12 protein-coding genes are annotated in these 15,428 nt (G+C 60.1%); 8 read left to right on the forward strand and 4 right to left on the reverse strand.

Going from position 1 to position 15,428, the window contains the following annotated elements; genetic code table 11:
• The first annotated feature begins 34 nt into the window (after positions 1 to 34).
• Positions 35 to 1,261 (forward strand): serine/threonine protein kinase, encoded by a 1,227-nt coding sequence (locus tag AC24GY_RS08655; RefSeq protein WP_487682028.1) that lies wholly within the window; start codon positions 35 to 37, stop codon positions 1,259 to 1,261.
• A gap of 136 nt (positions 1,262 to 1,397) precedes the next feature.
• Here the strand turns inward: AC24GY_RS08655 and AC24GY_RS08660 are convergent, their stop codons facing one another.
• Positions 1,398 to 2,642: a di-heme oxidoredictase family protein gene (locus AC24GY_RS08660; RefSeq protein WP_487682030.1), complete on the reverse strand. Its 1,245-nt coding sequence runs from the start codon at positions 2,640 to 2,642 to the stop codon at positions 1,398 to 1,400.
• Between the two features lie 106 nt (positions 2,643 to 2,748).
• Between AC24GY_RS08660 and AC24GY_RS08665 the strand changes: the two genes are divergently transcribed.
• Both AC24GY_RS08665 and AC24GY_RS08670 read left to right on the forward strand, forming a co-directional pair.
• A complete protein-coding gene (locus AC24GY_RS08665; protein WP_487682032.1) occupies positions 2,749 to 3,108 on the forward strand; it encodes a DUF3147 family protein in 360 nt (119 codons plus the stop codon).
• A 39-nt stretch (positions 3,109 to 3,147) separates the two neighbouring features.
• Positions 3,148 to 4,254: a Gfo/Idh/MocA family protein gene (locus AC24GY_RS08670; RefSeq protein ID WP_487682034.1), complete on the forward strand. Its 1,107-nt coding sequence runs from the start codon at positions 3,148 to 3,150 to the stop codon at positions 4,252 to 4,254.
• A gap of 198 nt (positions 4,255 to 4,452) precedes the next feature.
• On the opposite strand, the gene AC24GY_RS08675 is transcribed toward AC24GY_RS08670, so the two are convergent.
• Together AC24GY_RS08675 and AC24GY_RS08680 are read right to left on the reverse strand one after the other, a co-directional pair.
• On the reverse strand, positions 4,453 to 5,019 hold the full coding sequence (locus tag AC24GY_RS08675) for a hypothetical protein (protein ID WP_487682036.1): 567 nt from the start codon (positions 5,017 to 5,019) through the stop codon (positions 4,453 to 4,455).
• Complete coding sequence (locus AC24GY_RS08680; RefSeq protein WP_487682038.1) at positions 5,016 to 7,322, reverse strand: hypothetical protein; 2,307 nt, start codon at positions 7,320 to 7,322, stop codon at positions 5,016 to 5,018. The genes AC24GY_RS08675 and AC24GY_RS08680 overlap by 4 nt, the downstream gene beginning before the upstream one ends.
• Before the next feature lie 141 nt (positions 7,323 to 7,463).
• On the opposite strand from AC24GY_RS08680, the gene AC24GY_RS08685 reads away from it, so the two are divergent.
• Positions 7,464 to 8,747 carry a tetratricopeptide repeat protein gene (locus AC24GY_RS08685; protein ID WP_487682040.1) on the forward strand — a complete coding sequence of 428 codons (1,284 nt, stop codon included), beginning with the start codon at positions 7,464 to 7,466 and terminating at the stop codon, positions 8,745 to 8,747.
• Between the two features lie 6 nt (positions 8,748 to 8,753).
• Here the strand turns inward: AC24GY_RS08685 and AC24GY_RS08690 are convergent, their stop codons facing one another.
• Complete coding sequence (locus AC24GY_RS08690) at positions 8,754 to 11,060, reverse strand: hypothetical protein (RefSeq protein WP_487682042.1); 2,307 nt, start codon at positions 11,058 to 11,060, stop codon at positions 8,754 to 8,756.
• A gap of 373 nt (positions 11,061 to 11,433) precedes the next feature.
• Between AC24GY_RS08690 and AC24GY_RS08695 the strand changes: the two genes are divergently transcribed.
• The 4 genes from AC24GY_RS08695 (at position 11,434) to AC24GY_RS08710 (ending at position 15,414) form a co-directional block, all read left to right on the forward strand.
• Positions 11,434 to 11,778, forward strand: coding sequence for a hypothetical protein (locus AC24GY_RS08695; RefSeq protein ID WP_487682044.1), 345 nt, complete (start codon positions 11,434 to 11,436; stop codon positions 11,776 to 11,778).
• 172 nt (positions 11,779 to 11,950) lie between these two features.
• On the forward strand, positions 11,951 to 13,639 hold the full coding sequence (locus AC24GY_RS08700) for a hypothetical protein (protein ID WP_487682046.1): 1,689 nt from the start codon (positions 11,951 to 11,953) through the stop codon (positions 13,637 to 13,639).
• Positions 13,636 to 13,860, forward strand: coding sequence for a hypothetical protein (locus tag AC24GY_RS08705; RefSeq protein WP_487682047.1), 225 nt, complete (start codon positions 13,636 to 13,638; stop codon positions 13,858 to 13,860). Before AC24GY_RS08700 ends, AC24GY_RS08705 begins: the two co-directional genes overlap by 4 nt.
• Before the next feature lie 183 nt (positions 13,861 to 14,043).
• Positions 14,044 to 15,414: a sulfatase family protein gene (locus tag AC24GY_RS08710; protein WP_487682049.1), complete on the forward strand. Its 1,371-nt coding sequence runs from the start codon at positions 14,044 to 14,046 to the stop codon at positions 15,412 to 15,414.
• The last annotated feature ends 14 nt before the right edge of the window (positions 15,415 to 15,428 follow it).

Genomic DNA, 15,428 nt, shown 5'->3' on the forward strand with positions numbered 1-15,428 from the left:
TGCGGGATTCGCTGGAACGGGCCAGCTTTATCGGATGTCCTCCCGCTTTGAAATTCTGCGTCCTCTGGAAGAGGACACCGCCAGCAAGCTATTGCTCGTCCGCGACAACAAACGCGGCGATGAATTGCGGCTCAGACGCTTCAAAACCAACAAACCAGAGGAAATCGAGGGCCTGCAGGAATTGTTCCGCCAGCTTGCCCCCCTGCAAAACCCGCACCTCGACCATTTGATCGATTTCGGTGCCGATAAAGACGGCTTTTACACCATTGTGGCAGGGATGCTGCCGGGAGAAACCTTGACCGAAGTGCTGGAACGCGGACCTCTCACCGAAAAGGAGTTTGAAACCGTCGCTCGGCAGCTCCTGGAGGCGGTTTCCGCCCTTCACGAGGAGGCCATTGTCCACGGCAGCCTGCGGCCTGATTATGTACGCATCTCCGGCAAATCCGCTGCAGACTGGCAGGTGACACTGCACGGCTTTGGCCAGGGCTTCGCCGCTCGGAATGACAGCAAGGAGGAACAAATCCGCTCCTACCGCTGCACCGCCCCCGAACAGTGGCAGGACGGCACCACCCGCCGCCGCACCGATGTCTACGCTCTTGGCTGCATCCTGTATGAAGCACTCACCGCAAGACCTCCCTTTGACGGTCGCGTTCTGAAGGAACTGCGGCTGAAGCACCTCGGCCACGATCTGGCCCCCCTGCAAAAACTCGCCTCACATGTCCCGAGCTGGATGTGTGCTTGGGTGATGCACCTCATGGCGGCAGACCCTGAGCAGCGTCCGCGCAAGGCGGGTGCGGCCATGGAGTTGTTCGAGCGCCGTGAAGCGCCCAACCTGCCGGAACTGCCATCAACCCGCGCCGAACTCGCAGAGAGCGCCCCTCCCCCGCCGCCAGTCAATCTCGTCCAGCCGCAGGTTTCCGCGCCTGTGGTTCTGCCCAATCCCCAGCAAGGCGCGCGCAATGCCACTTCAAGCACGATCCCCATTTCCCCTGGAATGCACGTGGCGGCCAACAGGTCCCAGCGCCCCACCGCTGCTTTAATGCCCGCACAGCGCAAAATCTCAGCGCCTATGCCCCGCAAGCCGACGCCTCCAGCAGCCCAATCCACGGCTCTGGCAGACGCACTGGCCAAAATCAAAAGCCACAAGCCCATCGCCATCGCCGCTGCGGCTTTAGTACTCCTGCTGGCCATCTTTGTTCTGCCGCGCTGCGGCCAGAAGACCACCCCGGCGAAAAGCGGTGCGACACAGAAACAGCGTTGAGCTGAGCTTGTCATCTTTACTTAGAGGCGAATGCAGGTGTCGTCTTTGTGCCTATTTGTGCCCAGTCAATGACAACGAATGAAGCAGGCATTGCTGCCTGCTTCACACATTCCAACCCTCACACAGACACACTCCATCAAATGGACATGAGGAAATCGATAAGCTGCTGCACCTGCTGCTTGTTAAGCTTCATGTAACGGTCCTTGGAAGCCTTCGCTTCGCCATCGTGGGCTTTGATCGCTTCGTCGGTCGTCGCAGCACGGCCATCATGGAGATAAGGGGCGCTGGCGCGCAGGCCCCAGAGCGGCGCGGTCTTCATGTCACGCACATCCGCTGTGCCCTGGGCGATGCCGTCTCCCAGAGAGCCCATGTCATGCAGCAGCAGATCGGAGAAAAGCCAGACCTCCTGCTGATTCAGCGCAGTCACTTTGTTCGGCCCGGTGATCATCAGCGGCACATGACAGACAGCGCATCCGGTGTTTTGAAACACGCTGCGTCCGGCAGCCGCAGAATGGGTCGGAGGCAGGCGCGGTGGCGCACCGAGGAAGCGCATGAAGTCGGCCACGCGATCAATGTCTCCCCTTCCCGTGGCCCGATCGACCACATCTTCAGGATCGACCACCGTATCATACTGCGCGAGAAGCAGGGCGTTGCCGTTCGGGGCGTTTTCCACCGGAAAAAGGCGGCTGGTGATGCCCATTTCATTCAGGTAAGCATCACCCGCAAAGCTCAGCAGCGTGGCCTGCTGGGCCTTCCAGCCGAAGCGCCCGATGAGGGTCTTGCCAGTGGCCGCGTCCGCCACCTTGGCCACCTTCCCCAGCACGCCATCAAGCGGCGTGCGCCGCACATTGCGCAGGATTTCCTGGTCAGGGATCGCCTCGATCAGTCCAAGGCCGAAGAGAGGGGTTGAGTTGCGATGCGCCACCACATTGGCCTCCGGCGGGACCATCTCGTGCAACGCAGAATTGATCTCCACCTCCTGCTGCAACGAACCACCGAGCGAGGCGAGTGGATTGAACACGCCGTTTTCCGTGCGGCCAAAGCGCGTGACATTGATGGGGCCCGCGCCGCCTGTGGCCGGCGCGTTGTGGCAGGTCACACAGGAGGAGCGGTTGAAGATGGGACCCAGCCCGCCAGCCTCGGTTTCCGTGTCTTCGAAATCATCTTTGCCATCGAGGAAGGTCGCCACCTGCGCCTTCGTGAGTCCCGGCAGCGGATCCCCAAACTGCGGTGGCTTCATGCCGTTCGGTGGCGATCCTGGCGGATGAGGCGGATGCTGCGGGCGGTTTGGTGGATGCTTGGGTGGCTGTGCCATGACATGCAGCGCGAAGGAAGACGCCAGGGCAAGTGCGAGATAAGAGGTGATGCGGATCGCTTTCATGACAAGATTGGGTTGGCTGCTGTCACGCTTGTGCGTGATCTCGTTGACCGGAGTAATCCCGCGCACCGAAAATCGTTACTCACATTTTTATTACCCACCCACCGCAATGACTCTGAACATCATCCTCAAATACCTGCTCAGCGCGGGCATCATCACCCTGGTGAGCGAGATGGTGAAACGCAGCGACAAGCTCGGCGCGCTGCTGGCCGCTCTGCCGTTCGTCAGCCTCATCACTCTCTTCTGGGTGCACTACGAAAGCGCGCCCGAAGTGCGGGCGCAGAAGACAGCAGACCACATGTACTACATCTTCTGGTATGTACTTCCCACGCTGCCCATGTTTCTGCTCTTTCCGCTGTTCCAACGCTGGTGGGGCTTTCACGGTGCCCTCGGCGGCAGCGCGGTGCTGACGCTTCTGCTCTTTGCAGTGCTGCGTGCCATCACCGCACGTTTTGGTTTGATGCTGTGAGCCGCTTGACTGGACATGAAGGCGCATGCTTGATCCGGCATGAACAATCACAACCACTGCCGCTGGGGCATCCTCGGTGCCGCTTTCATCGCCCGTAAAAACTGGCAGGCCATTCGTGATGCCGGCAATGCCACGCTCATCGCGGTGGCCAGCCGTGACCTCTCACGCGCACAGGCCTTCATTGCGGAATGCCAGAGCAGCGCGCCACATGCTGCCCTGCCGGACGCGATGGACGACTACGCGGCGCTCCTGGCACGCACGGACATCGATGCCGTGTACATCCCCCTCCCCACGGGCCTGCGCAAAGAGTGGGTGATCCGCGCCGCACAGGCCGGCAAGCATGTGCTGGTGGAAAAACCAGTGGGCGTGACAGCGTCAGATGTGGCGGAAATCATCGCCGCCTGTGAACAGCACGGAGTGCAGTTCATGGACGGAGTGATGTTCATGCACGGAAAACGTCTCAAGCGCCTGCGCGAAGTGATGGACCGCGACGTCGGCAAGGTGCGCAACATCGCCACGCAGTTCAGCTTCATGAGCGATGACGAATTCCAGCGCAGCAACATCCGCGCACATGGCAAACTGGAGCCGCTGGGCTGCCTGGGTGATCTCGGCTGGTACTGCCTGCGTTTCACCCTCTGGGCCATGAACTACGCCACGCCCTTTCAGGTGACGGGCCGCATCCACACGGAAACTCAGCAGACGGCCGATTCACCTGCCGTGCCGCTGGAATTCTCCGGCACGCTGAGCTTTGCAGACGGCGCGAACGCCTCCTTCTACTGCTCCTTCACCACAACCAATGCACAATGGGCCATCGTCAGCGGTGACAAGGGACTGCTGCAGGTCTCCGACTTTGTGCTGCCCTTCTCCGGCCCGCAAACAAAGTACAGCCTCACGCGCTCCGAGTTCGCACTCGATCGCTGCCAGGCCCACATGCACGAAGGCCGGCAAATCGAAGCCCTCGATGAACCCAGCAACAACGCGCCCGGCTCGCAGGAGGCAGGTCTGTTTCACACGTTTTCCCAGCTCGTGATCGATGGTAAAATCGACTCGCACTGGCCCAAGATCAGTCTGCTGACCCAACGCGTGCTGGATGCATGCCTGGTTTCAGCCAGAGAAGGCTCGCGCGTGATCTCTCTGAACGACTGATCAAAGATCAATCACGGTCCCTTCACTGGGTGACCTCGGTGGGCAGCATCAGCCACCAGCTTCATGCAGGAAAAAACGTCATTCAGTTGAGGTGGCGCAGGCATGATGCCACCGGCGAGCGCGCGCAATGTCTACATCCAAAGTGCGGAGTACATTTCACCTCATCTTGGTGACATCCTCAGCCAACCAACTCCCGCATCACTCCTTCGCACGCTTCAGGCAAGTCGGCTCAGACCAGCTCCAAAACTGCGGCTCCAGCAGCTTCTCATAGTTGGCGGGACTGGAGTCGAGATGGCTGTGGGCACCGTCCTTGTCGGGCTTGACGCTGCCTTTGAGCTGGCCCGCTTTGATGGCTGCGGCGACGGCATCGTGATTGATTCCCCAAGTGTAGATCACACCGCTCTCAGCAGTACGCATGAGAAACAGTGAAGCGGCACCAGGCTTTTTGGCATCCCTCTCTTGGGCGACGGCAAAGCACAGCTTGATCTTGGAGTCAGTGCTGGCGCGGCGAATGCGGAACTCGATGGGCTTGGCGTCCTTTTTGCCAGGCTCGGTCAGCACGAGGAGCCCTTGGTCCGCGTTGGCAACGTTGAACTGCACTGCGTCGTCATCGCCCTCATCCACCGGCGTCCAGCTGCCATTCCAGTCTGCAGCTTTGAGCACGGCGGGCTTCAGTCCGAAGTCCTCGTTAACGGTGGTCTCCGGGCAGGCGGTGAGTACGCAGGCGAGCAGTGCAGCGGCAAGGCCACGAAACAATGTCTTCATCGCGGTGGTGGTGCAGGTGAATTTCCCCCAGGGAGCTGATCGCGCAGTTGGTTCGTAGCCCCTGACGGTAAAGTGAGTGAGACGCCGCTGCCGCGTGGCACACTGCTTTCCGGTGGTGCGGTGACTTCCAGCGGAGGCGTGGGCACAGGGACCGGAATCGCCTTGGGCACATTAGGCTCGACAGCAATAGCCTTTGGCGCTGGCGCAGGCTTGGCGACCGCAGCAGCGCTGGCGGGCTGGCTTGGGGCGGTGGCCTCCACCGGGGCTGGCGTGTGCTTTTTCTGCCAGAGCGCGGAGCCGGAAAGATGCGCGCACATGGCACCAATGACCATGGAGCCGCTGAGAAACACCGCAGCCTTCAGCCAGATGGGCACTTCCTCACGCACGACGAGATGCGCGGGCAGAGTAGGTGACGCGCTGGCGGCAGCGAGCGCCCAGTCGGGCGCTTCAGGAGGTGAGGGTTCGCCTCCATTGCGGAAGAGCAACTCAGCAAAGCCGATCGTGGGCTCGTCCCCGCCTCTGGCCGCACCACCTGAGGTGAGTGCAACCGGCGATGGACGGGAGGAATCGATTCCCAAGGGCGCGGAAACTTCACGCTTTACCGGTGCCTGTGCTTTGGAGACAGGAACTGTCTGGGGACGTGACTTCAAGCCAGGGCTCACCGCAGGTTCCGTGCCCCCTATGCGCACAGGTTCGCTGGGTTTGGCGAGGTCATAATGCTGGATGATGCGCGCATAGCGGGCCAGGAAGTCGCTGCGCTGGGCCGGCTTGGTCTCGGCCACTTTGGCGATCTCATCATCCAGCAGACGCGCCACAGTTTCGCGCTCGCGCGCACCTCCTGTGTTTTCCACGTGAATACCGAGCGGGGGCTCAAAACCAAGGAGGAATTTGCACAAGGCCGCAAGCCATCCGCCATGCCATGCCGTGGTAGTCTCTCCATCGCGTGCAGGCGGCAGGAGCACCGCAGGATCGGTGCCGCGCCCGGACATGGAGGCGAGCGTGGGATGAGCACGCACGATGATGTTAAAAGCAGGCCATTCATTAAGCTTTGAAACGAGCAGCTTGGTGCTGCGCGAATCTTCGCGGGCAAATCCAGTGAGCAGGAAAATATCCTCCAGCCGCAGCTTGTTGGTGGGCAGCGTGGATTTGTCCAGCTGCGTGAGTGCGGTGTCCAGCCCTGCCAGAACGAGGTAAGCCTCCTGCACTTCCAGGCAGTGACGTTCCCGCATGAGCTCGGCAAGGCTGATACCCTCGGCGATTTCTTCCGCAAGGCACGTGATGTCTTCCGACTCATTGACCAGCGCGAGGGTGATGAGGCTCGGATTGTCGCGCTGCTTAGTGATCTTGAAGGCAGCATCATCCGCCTCCTTCACGCGCGTATGCGAAATACGCGCGGGCGGCACCTGCTCGATGAGCACGGATCGCCCCGTCTTCGTCAGCGTCCCGCGCATGCTGTAGGGATTGGCCATGTCCAGGCGCTGGCTTTGAATGCGCACCAGATTGACCAGCCCGCGTGCCACATCCTGATACCCGGCCAGCAGCGGGGCCAGCAGCGCGCGCGGTTTCTGCGCCGTGGGGATCTCCCCGGAAAGCTGCGCTGGCGCGAGCTTTTGCAAACTGGTGCGCAGCTCGCGCATGGCGGCGATGACACCCACCCCCGCGCTGGAAAGGCAGGCGCCCAGAAGTTCGGCAAAATCCGCCACCGCCAGGGCGTGGTCCGGCAGTGTGCCACCCTGCTCCACGAGGAAGGTGCGCAGAAATTTGGCCTGCTTTTCAAAGCTGGTCTTCAAAGACCGCTTTTTCCCGGCAGGGGTCTCGATGACATGATAATCCGCCGCCAGCACCTGCACGGCCTGCGGCGCGGTCTGCACAATGCGCAGTCCATCCAGCGGAGACTCAGAGAGAAACTCGCCTCGCTCACACAGCGCCACGGCAGTCTCCATCGCACGCGTGGCGATCATGATGGCAAGCCATCCTGGAATGTCCTGCAGCCGGGCGAGATAGGGCCGCAGAGCCTCGCCGTCCACATTGCTGGTGATGTAAAATGGATTCCCCTCGTCTTCGCCAAACTCAATCATGCGCGCCAGCGCGGGGTGGCCGCGCTTCTGCAGCAGTTTGCAGGACTCCTCAAATACAGCACGGTTTGCCAGGGGCTCCAGCAGCACGTGGCAGTGCACGTATTCCAGCCGTTCTAGGTCAAATGCCAGCACCGCCACCTGTTCGGAATTCCGAACGAGCTCGACGTTGTTGCCGTCGGCGTCTTGAACGATTTGATAATGTCTGAATAGACTCGGCTCCGACATGGGGGGCGCTGTGTAGGGGAAGGATGCTGGACTATCCTGCCATGCGACAGATGTTCAAGCCAGCGTTTACTCTGGAGAATGAATAACATACCCCGTGCCAATACTTGTCAGTTCGGACTGTTTCTGGCACATTTTTTGGCAATGCGCCGCTCATTCACCGCCCTGCTTGCAGGCCTGGCCCTCTTCTTCCACCCTGCCATTGTCGCGCAAACGCCCCCTGCGGGCGAAGCTCCGGCCAAAATCCGTGTGTCCCTGCTGTCGGGTGTTCCCACCATCGATGCCGCCACGCAGGGCGACTTGGTGAAGTGGCTGTCCCAATTCCAAAACGTGGTTTACCAGATGCGCATCCGTGACTATCTGCAGATGGTCAATTGGGACGCCCTGATCGAGGCCACTTACTCCGGGGCATCGGAACAGCCATCCGATGCCAAGAAGCTCCGGCTGAAAAATGCCATGCTGCTGACCAGCGAACGCATGTTCCCCATCATGCGCCCGTTTTTTCTGTTCCTTGATGCCGAAATACGCCGCATCGATCTCACCGGCGACAAGGCCGTGATCATCGCAAGAACTCACGATGAGGACGGCGTCGAATTCAAGCTGCGCTGGTGGCTGTTGCGCCGCGACGGACAATGGCAGCTGACAGACTTCGAAAACATCACAGTCAACACGCGCTTTTCCGCACTCTTGCTGATGGGCTTTCAGGCAGCCTCATCGCAGGAAGGAATGAGCAAGGAGCAGTCTGCGAAATTCATCCAGCTGGGCGTCGCTGTTCAGGATGGTGAAACCGACAAAGCCTATGCGCTCATCAAAGAGCTCGAAGCCTCCGGGCTGCCATCAGTGCTCTCCGAAGTATTCCTGGCGACCAAGCTGGGAGTACTTTCTCAGATGGATGACAAAAAGGAGGAACTGGAAACCTCATTGAACGATCTGGAAAAAATCGCCCCGACCAATCCCGTTCTCTACTTGATGCGTGCAGCCAGCAGTTACGACGCATCCGACTACCAGAAAACCATCGTGTGGGCCAAAAAGATCGGCGCATCTGTGGGCCATGACGAGGACTCCTGGTCCATGCTGGTAGACTCCCACCGCGAACTCAAACAGGACAAGGAATACCTGGCCGCCGTCGAAGGCTGGGCTGCAGATTATCCCAACTCGGTCGCCGCTCTCTGGATCCTCTGGCAGGCCCTGCCAGAAGAGCAGCGCGACACCAGAGTCAAACCTCTGCTTGAGCAACTCACCCCTGCTGAAGAAAAACTGACAAGTTTTGCTGAGTACGCATCCGATGAAGATGCTGTAGGAGCTTTAAAACTCGTACTCGACGTCATGAAGGCACGCAAGGTGCCAAAGGAAACTTTGAAGGATTACCAATCGGCACTTCAAGACGCCTTGGAGGTCCAGAAAAGTGCTTCGAAGGACAAGAAGTAAGCATGCTCACGACGGCGGCTTCCATGCCGCGATGGCGTCTGGAGATCGTGATTTCATCCCGAGACGCTGTGTGGTGAACTCATCAGGCAGGAGGATTTCGGTGTTCGAACCGTAATTGAGCGAGCCCAGAAAGTGAGTCTCCGTGCGTTCCGCAGATTCCGCCAGCCAGGAAAAGGCGCGATGGTAGTGACTTAGAAAGGCTTCCACATAGGGGGCGATGGATTCGGAGGCCCGCGAAGCCATTTGCTCGCCGATGCCGCGCATGCTGGCGGCATCCATCAGAGTCATCGAAACCCCCGGCATCTCAGGCAGCGGCCCAGGCATGAGATGCTGGTTCAGGGTGACTGTTTTTCCATTGTCCGTGAAGGGAAACGGCGCACCGTCCATGGTGGCGGAGATCTGCCGCAGGAGATTGAGCATCTTCGGCACCACGGACTGCAGCGCGGTGAGGAAGGCGCTGGGATCATCCACGGTGGCAAACTTCGCATTCAGAGTCTGGAAGGCAAAAAAGGTGGTGAGCAGCTCACGAAAGGACGGCAGCGCCCCGCTCATTGCCTCATAGATCGTCACCCAGGCAGGGAGGTCACGGCGCCGCACGCGCAGCCATTCACTGAGGTCTGCGGGATCACTCCACCAGAGCATGCCGAGTGCGGCGGCAAAGCGGCGCTCCAGCACTCGCTCGCGCTCCTGCAGCGGGCCCTCCATGTGCTCCATGACCATGCGCTGGCAGTAGGCCTCGTCGCGCAGGGACCCGGGGGTGGAGTCACGCGTGCCAAACTGCATGCGCGAGACGGTGAAGCCCGCGATGCTGAGCGTGGCCGCAGCTTCGAGATCTCGCCGGCGCTGCCACGCATGGTTCCACTCCTGCAATGCCACTTTGAACTGTGGCCCCCAGGCAATGATTTCTTCGCGCACCTGCAGGATCTCGCGCTGCAATTCCGGCAATGCGGTGGAACTCGTGGGCGTGCTGCCCAGACCGCACATCGCCCGCTCCGGATGCGCCAGCCCGCCAAAATAACGACGGATGACGAGCAGCGCCTCTTCCTCGCCCCTGTTTTCATGAATGGCCTCCTCGTCCCCCACCATGCGGTGCTCATGCAGGTTCAAGCCCAGCCCGTGCTGGTAGTAGAAACAGCTGACCTGCCGCGAGAGATCAACGAACTGCCTCAGCAACGAGGCAGCCGGCTGCGAGTGAGATAAATGGGCGACAATGGCCGCGCCCTTGACGACTTCACCTGATCCCTTCATGAATTCGCCAGCAGGTTTCGGTTCGCCGCCCGCAGCCGCCTCCGCTTCCGCACGAGCAGAGGCGCGCTCCTTGGCTTCATTGGCCACGTGACGCGCCATGAGCAATGAAAGATTCTCCGGCAGCCGATGCTGGGTGATGCCTTCCTGGATCTCCTGCTGCGCTGCCTCCCACGCTCCGCTGAGCAGCGCGAACTTGTGCTGCATGCGCCGGCATATGTCCTTGCCGATGACATTGGCCCCGCAGCGTTCCGCCGATCGTCTGACAAGCCATAGCGTGGGCGCGCTGACCACCCGGGAGACAATCGCAAAAACCATGAACGGCACTTTGGCCGCCCACATCCATCCGCGCATGAGCCTGCGGCCCAGATGGTGCCACTCGGCCTCGCGCTGCGGCTTCAGGTGCGCGTAGATTTCCCACGGATCACGCTCCAGCGCGGCACGGAAAAACCAGGCGTTCATCTCCCGCACAACATGTACAAAAGGGGTGCCGATTCCGCCGGCATTGCAGCTAAGTTCCTGCGCCAGCAGGCCACCGAGCTCACGCGAGGTGATGACGGACACCACCGGCAGGCCCAGATGCAGCACCGTCTGCCCGCTGAGGATGCCGCTCAAACCACCCAGCATGGCGCTGCGCACCCGGATGGTGGAGTCCAGCCAAACCTGCACCGGTGCCTGCGCGCGGAGGTGCCAGCAAAGCAGGTGGATGATCTCAAAGAGCTGCGGCTGTGTGGCTTGGCTGACCTGCACCGCCACCTGCGCGCGCTTGGGCCTGGGCAGCAGGGGCCGGACCATGAACCCCCAGGTGACCCCCATGAAGAGGAACTTGAACAGCACCGGAACCATGCGCCACTGCAGCAGATCACTCCACGCCTTGTGCCCGGTCATCAGCCACGCCTCCCTGCCCATCCATACCAGCAAACCCACCACCAGTGAAAGATAGCAGAGCAGCAAAGCCAGCGTGCAGGCGGCGGTGAAAACCAGAAGCCCAAAATGCAACGGCCCCCGCCACGGTGCGATGCGCACTGGCTTGTCGGGTAATTGCTGGGAAACTGGGGGGGCGGGCATGAAAAATCCGAAGTACCTGAAAACGGCACAGACGAGCATAATAAACCCTGTTTAATATGGTAATTCTAGTTAATTATTGGTGTTTAGGGATGCTTTAGAAAAAGAGCTAAACACAGGTTCAGCATTCAGTGCCCATTTCCCTTCCATGCATTCCCATCGGGATCGGGAGGGAAAGAAACGAAACTCTCCCTTGAACGGGAGAAGGAATAAACCACCGCCATAATCAAAAGGGTGATCCGCTCACCTTTGAACCCTGAGCATTTTTTACATCAGCGTTTTATGCAAGTAGCTTGAATTGAGCACGTCATTTGCTTTATCATATTACAAAATTTGATTGACACACCACCCCGAATTCGTGCAGTATCACCGCACTATGGCAGACACACCCCTCAAAAATGTTTGGGACTCCATCAAGGAAGTGGCCGTTGATCTCGTGACCCTCGATGTGACGACTTTCAGTGCGCCGAGTGTGACGCTTGATCTCAGCGGCGGAAAGGCTTTCAAACTCGACGAGCTTTTCAAAGAAATGCAGGCCAAGGTGAATGATGGCAGTTCTCTGACGCTGGTGGCCCACACTCATGTCGATTTTGATCTGGACTCGGTCATGATCGCCAAGGAGGACGCCAATGCGGGATTGATGGAGGCTCATAACAAAGCCGTGCAAACGGCGGTCGAGGCCAGGCAGTCCTTCATCAAGGCACTGAAGGGCCTGTTCTAAAGCCCCACCGCCACGCATGACGCGGGATCTGGCAGTGGCGGGAAAGGATCTTTGGGCGGATCTTGACAGGACGCTTTCGAGATCTGCCGCAGGTGAATCCGAGGTCTTTTCCCCGGATTTCTGCGACCTCAGGGAGGAACTCAAAGATCCGGAAAGCGATCCGCTTCGGGAAGTGGTGCAGCACCTGCGTGATTTGGGCTACCTCAAGCCCCTGCTGGATGAGAATGGAAACGAGATCATGCCTGGTCCGGAGGACGAGGAGAAACTGGCCAGGGCGCTGGAGCTCTGCTACGCTGATCTGGACAGTTTTGAAATTCTGTTTCGCTACCATCTCAGCCCCGGAGAATCCGGCGAGCCGAAAAACGTCTTTCGCGACGCGGTGCTGGAAAATCGGCTCAAAGAGCCGCTGGTGGTGAAGTTCTCCACCATTGTTCGACTCCGGGCGCTGACATCGCTGGATGGGAAGGTCGAGTTCCTCGGCGAACCCAAAATGGGAGAGACGAGCCTCCGGACTCGCGTCCTTCACTATCTGCTGCGGATCTATGGCGTGCTGCCGGACGATTTCGATGCCTCCTCTGCCTACACCGGGAGTTCGCTGCGCGCCCTGCGGAGCCTGCGTTCACTGCGGGGGGTGAAGGCCGACGAGACAACCCTCCTCAATGTCATGAACGAACTGAACCAGTTCGATGCGGTGGTTGAGACGTTTGCGAAGCAGTTTGAGGACGCGAGCATTTGGATTCCTGCGCCCAAAACAGGAGATGATTGGAGCGATTCCCTCAAAACTCAGATGGAACAATGGAAAGCCATCAGGGAAAAACCGCTGCCGACCCGTGTCGTGGAGGTCGGCGCATTTGAGACAAACGACGGGGCCGCGTGGTCGCCGCCGAACTGGAATCTGTTCGGGATCCGTTTTCTCCAGGTCTATCTCTGGCACCGGGGCCACTATTTTGGAGAAATCGACGGGCTGTGGGGCCCCCTCAGTCAGGCGGCTTTCATAAGCGCGCTGGAAGCCCACCATCTGCCGGCCGAACCTTTGAAGAAATGGCGGGACAGTAACCACGAAGGCTACTGGATGGCCTCACGGGACTACTACTACCTGGACGGGTCCTCCTTCATACGTGCCTCCAGTCAAACCACGGCACCCCAGAATGCGAAATCCCCGGACGACATCTTCAAGATGCAGGAGGCGATCGATGATCGCCTGGACAAGCTTGGGGCAACCGAGGCGGAGCGGCGAAAGGCCTGGGAGCAGGTGTTTGCCAAAGTGGCTGAAGATGAGGACAGCAGTAGTGGGCGGCGCAGGTGGAACTTCTCGCTGGGCATGATCGGCCGGGGCATCCAGCGGATACTGAACGTGGTGCAGCGCGCTTGGAAATATGTGGAAAATTTCGTCAAGACCGTGTTGGAAACGATCCGGGGTGCCGTGCGGCAAGCCTTCCGGTTTTTGCAGCGCATCCTCGAGCCTGCCCTCAACATAGCGAAGCTGACTGCTCAGCGGGTGATCCGCATGTTCACCGGGGCGCCCTACGTGCATGCCGCATCAGGCTCGCGCTGGGTGTTGACGAAGTTTTCCTTGGATCAGGACGCGATGACGCTGGGAGGCCCGGCTCTGCTGGCTGAGGATGTGGAGGCGCATTTTGCCCTGATCCAAGATGAGAACCGTGCACTTGAGGTGGTGGTGCGGCTGGGGGTGAAGGTGCTGGAAATGGTGAGCTTGTTCACACCTCCGCTGACGGGGCTGGCAGCCATGGCACTGGTATGGAAGGTGCTCCGGACCGTCTGGGACATCTTCAGGGATCTACAGGCACCGTTTGAGAGAGAGTCCGCGCCGTGGCGCACGGGAATGCTGATGGCCACATGATCAAGGGGCCTTCCAGAACCGTGGAGGTGACGCTGGACGCCGCGAGCGAGGCTCTGCTGATGGCGCGCGGTCCGGCGTTCCGACTGACTGGAGTAAAAGAAAGCTTCCTGCAGCACTTCAAGCCGCCAATTGCAGCAGAGCTAGCCGCCAGCCCCGGTGTCAAATGGCTCAAATTTGCAGCCTCCGTGGTGGGCGGGGTGCTCCGGTTGCTTCGCCGCTGAAGCCTTCCGCAACCCTCTGCATCATACAGGCCGCTGCTTCAGCACGCCGCGTGGCGGTGCCTCTGCCTGGCGTTTTCTCCGGCATTTGATCCGGCCGGGGCAAGTTCGCCCCGCATGACCCGTTTTGCATGCATGTCTGCCGCTGTAAAGACATGCTGTCTGCTTGCCCTGGGAACTCTATGCATGGCCTCCGCCGCAGCGCCGCGTCCCCCCAATCTCGTCTTCATCCTGACGGACAACCAAGGAGCCTGGACGCTGGGCTGCTATGGGAATCCGGACATCCGCACGCCGAACATCGACCGCCTCGCGGCGGAGGGCGTGCGCTTCACCCATGCGCTGAGCAGCAACCCGGTGTGCTCGCCCACGCGGGCGACGTTTCTGACGGGGCTGATCCCCTCCCAGCACGGCATGCATTCCTTTCTCGATCCCAAGTTCATGATGGGGCCGGAGGCCTACAACACGCTTCAGGAATTCACCTCGTTGGGCGAGGTATTGCGGGATGCGGGCTACACCTGCGGTCTCAGCGGCAAATGGCACCTGGGCGCAAACATGACGCCAAGCGAGGGCTTCACCACCTGGACCACCAAGCCCGATGGCAGCACCATGGAGTTCTACGACCAAAAGGTCATCGAACACGGCCAGCTCCGCGTGGAACCCGGCTACACCACGGATTTCTGGACTCGCAAAGGGGTGGAGTTCATCACCGCGAACAAGGACAGGCCCTTCTTCCTCTATCTCGCCTACAACGGCCCTTATTCACTCGGCAAGCTCATGCTCAATGAGTCCAAAAACCGCCACGCAGCCTACTACGCAGACAAGCCGCTGCACTCCTTCCCGCGCGATGCCATGCACCCCTGGCAACATGACAACAAAGCCTTCCATAACACCGACGCCGCTCGCCGCCGCATGGCCAGCGAAGTCAGCGGTGTGGACGACGGCGTGGGTGAGATCATGGCCGCGCTGAAGGCGAACGGCCTGGAGGAAAACACCCTTGTCGTCTATTCCAGCGATCAAGGCTGGATGGGCGGCCAAAACGGCATGTGGGGCATGGGCGATCACTTCCGTCCCATCGGCGCGCATGAGCTCATGATGCAGATCCCCCTCATCTTCCGCCAGCCCGGCACCATCCCGCCCGGGCAGACCTGCGATGCCCTCGTGAGCAATTACGACTTCATGCCCAGCGTGCTCTCCCATCTAGGCCAGGGCGACAAGATGCCGCAACAGCCGAAGTCCCCCGGTCGCGACTTCTCCCCTGCCCTGCGCGGCCAGCCCCTCCCGAACTGGGACAACACCGTCTTCTACGAAATGGAAACCACCCGCGCCATCCGCACCGCCCGCTGGAAATACGTCGCCCGCTTTCCCTCCGGCCCCTACGAACTCTACGACATGCAGACCGACCCGCAGGAACGCTTCAACCAGTACGGCCAGCCCGGCACGGAAGAGATCAAAGCAGATCTGGCCAGGCAGCTCGATGCGTTCTTCAACCGCTATGGCGACCCGAAGTACGACATCTGGAAAGGCGGCGGCTCGAAAGCGAAGCGGCACGTGCCGTGAGGCGAGATGCAGCT

It is taken from the genome of Prosthecobacter sp. Pr1 (assembly GCF_057652315.1).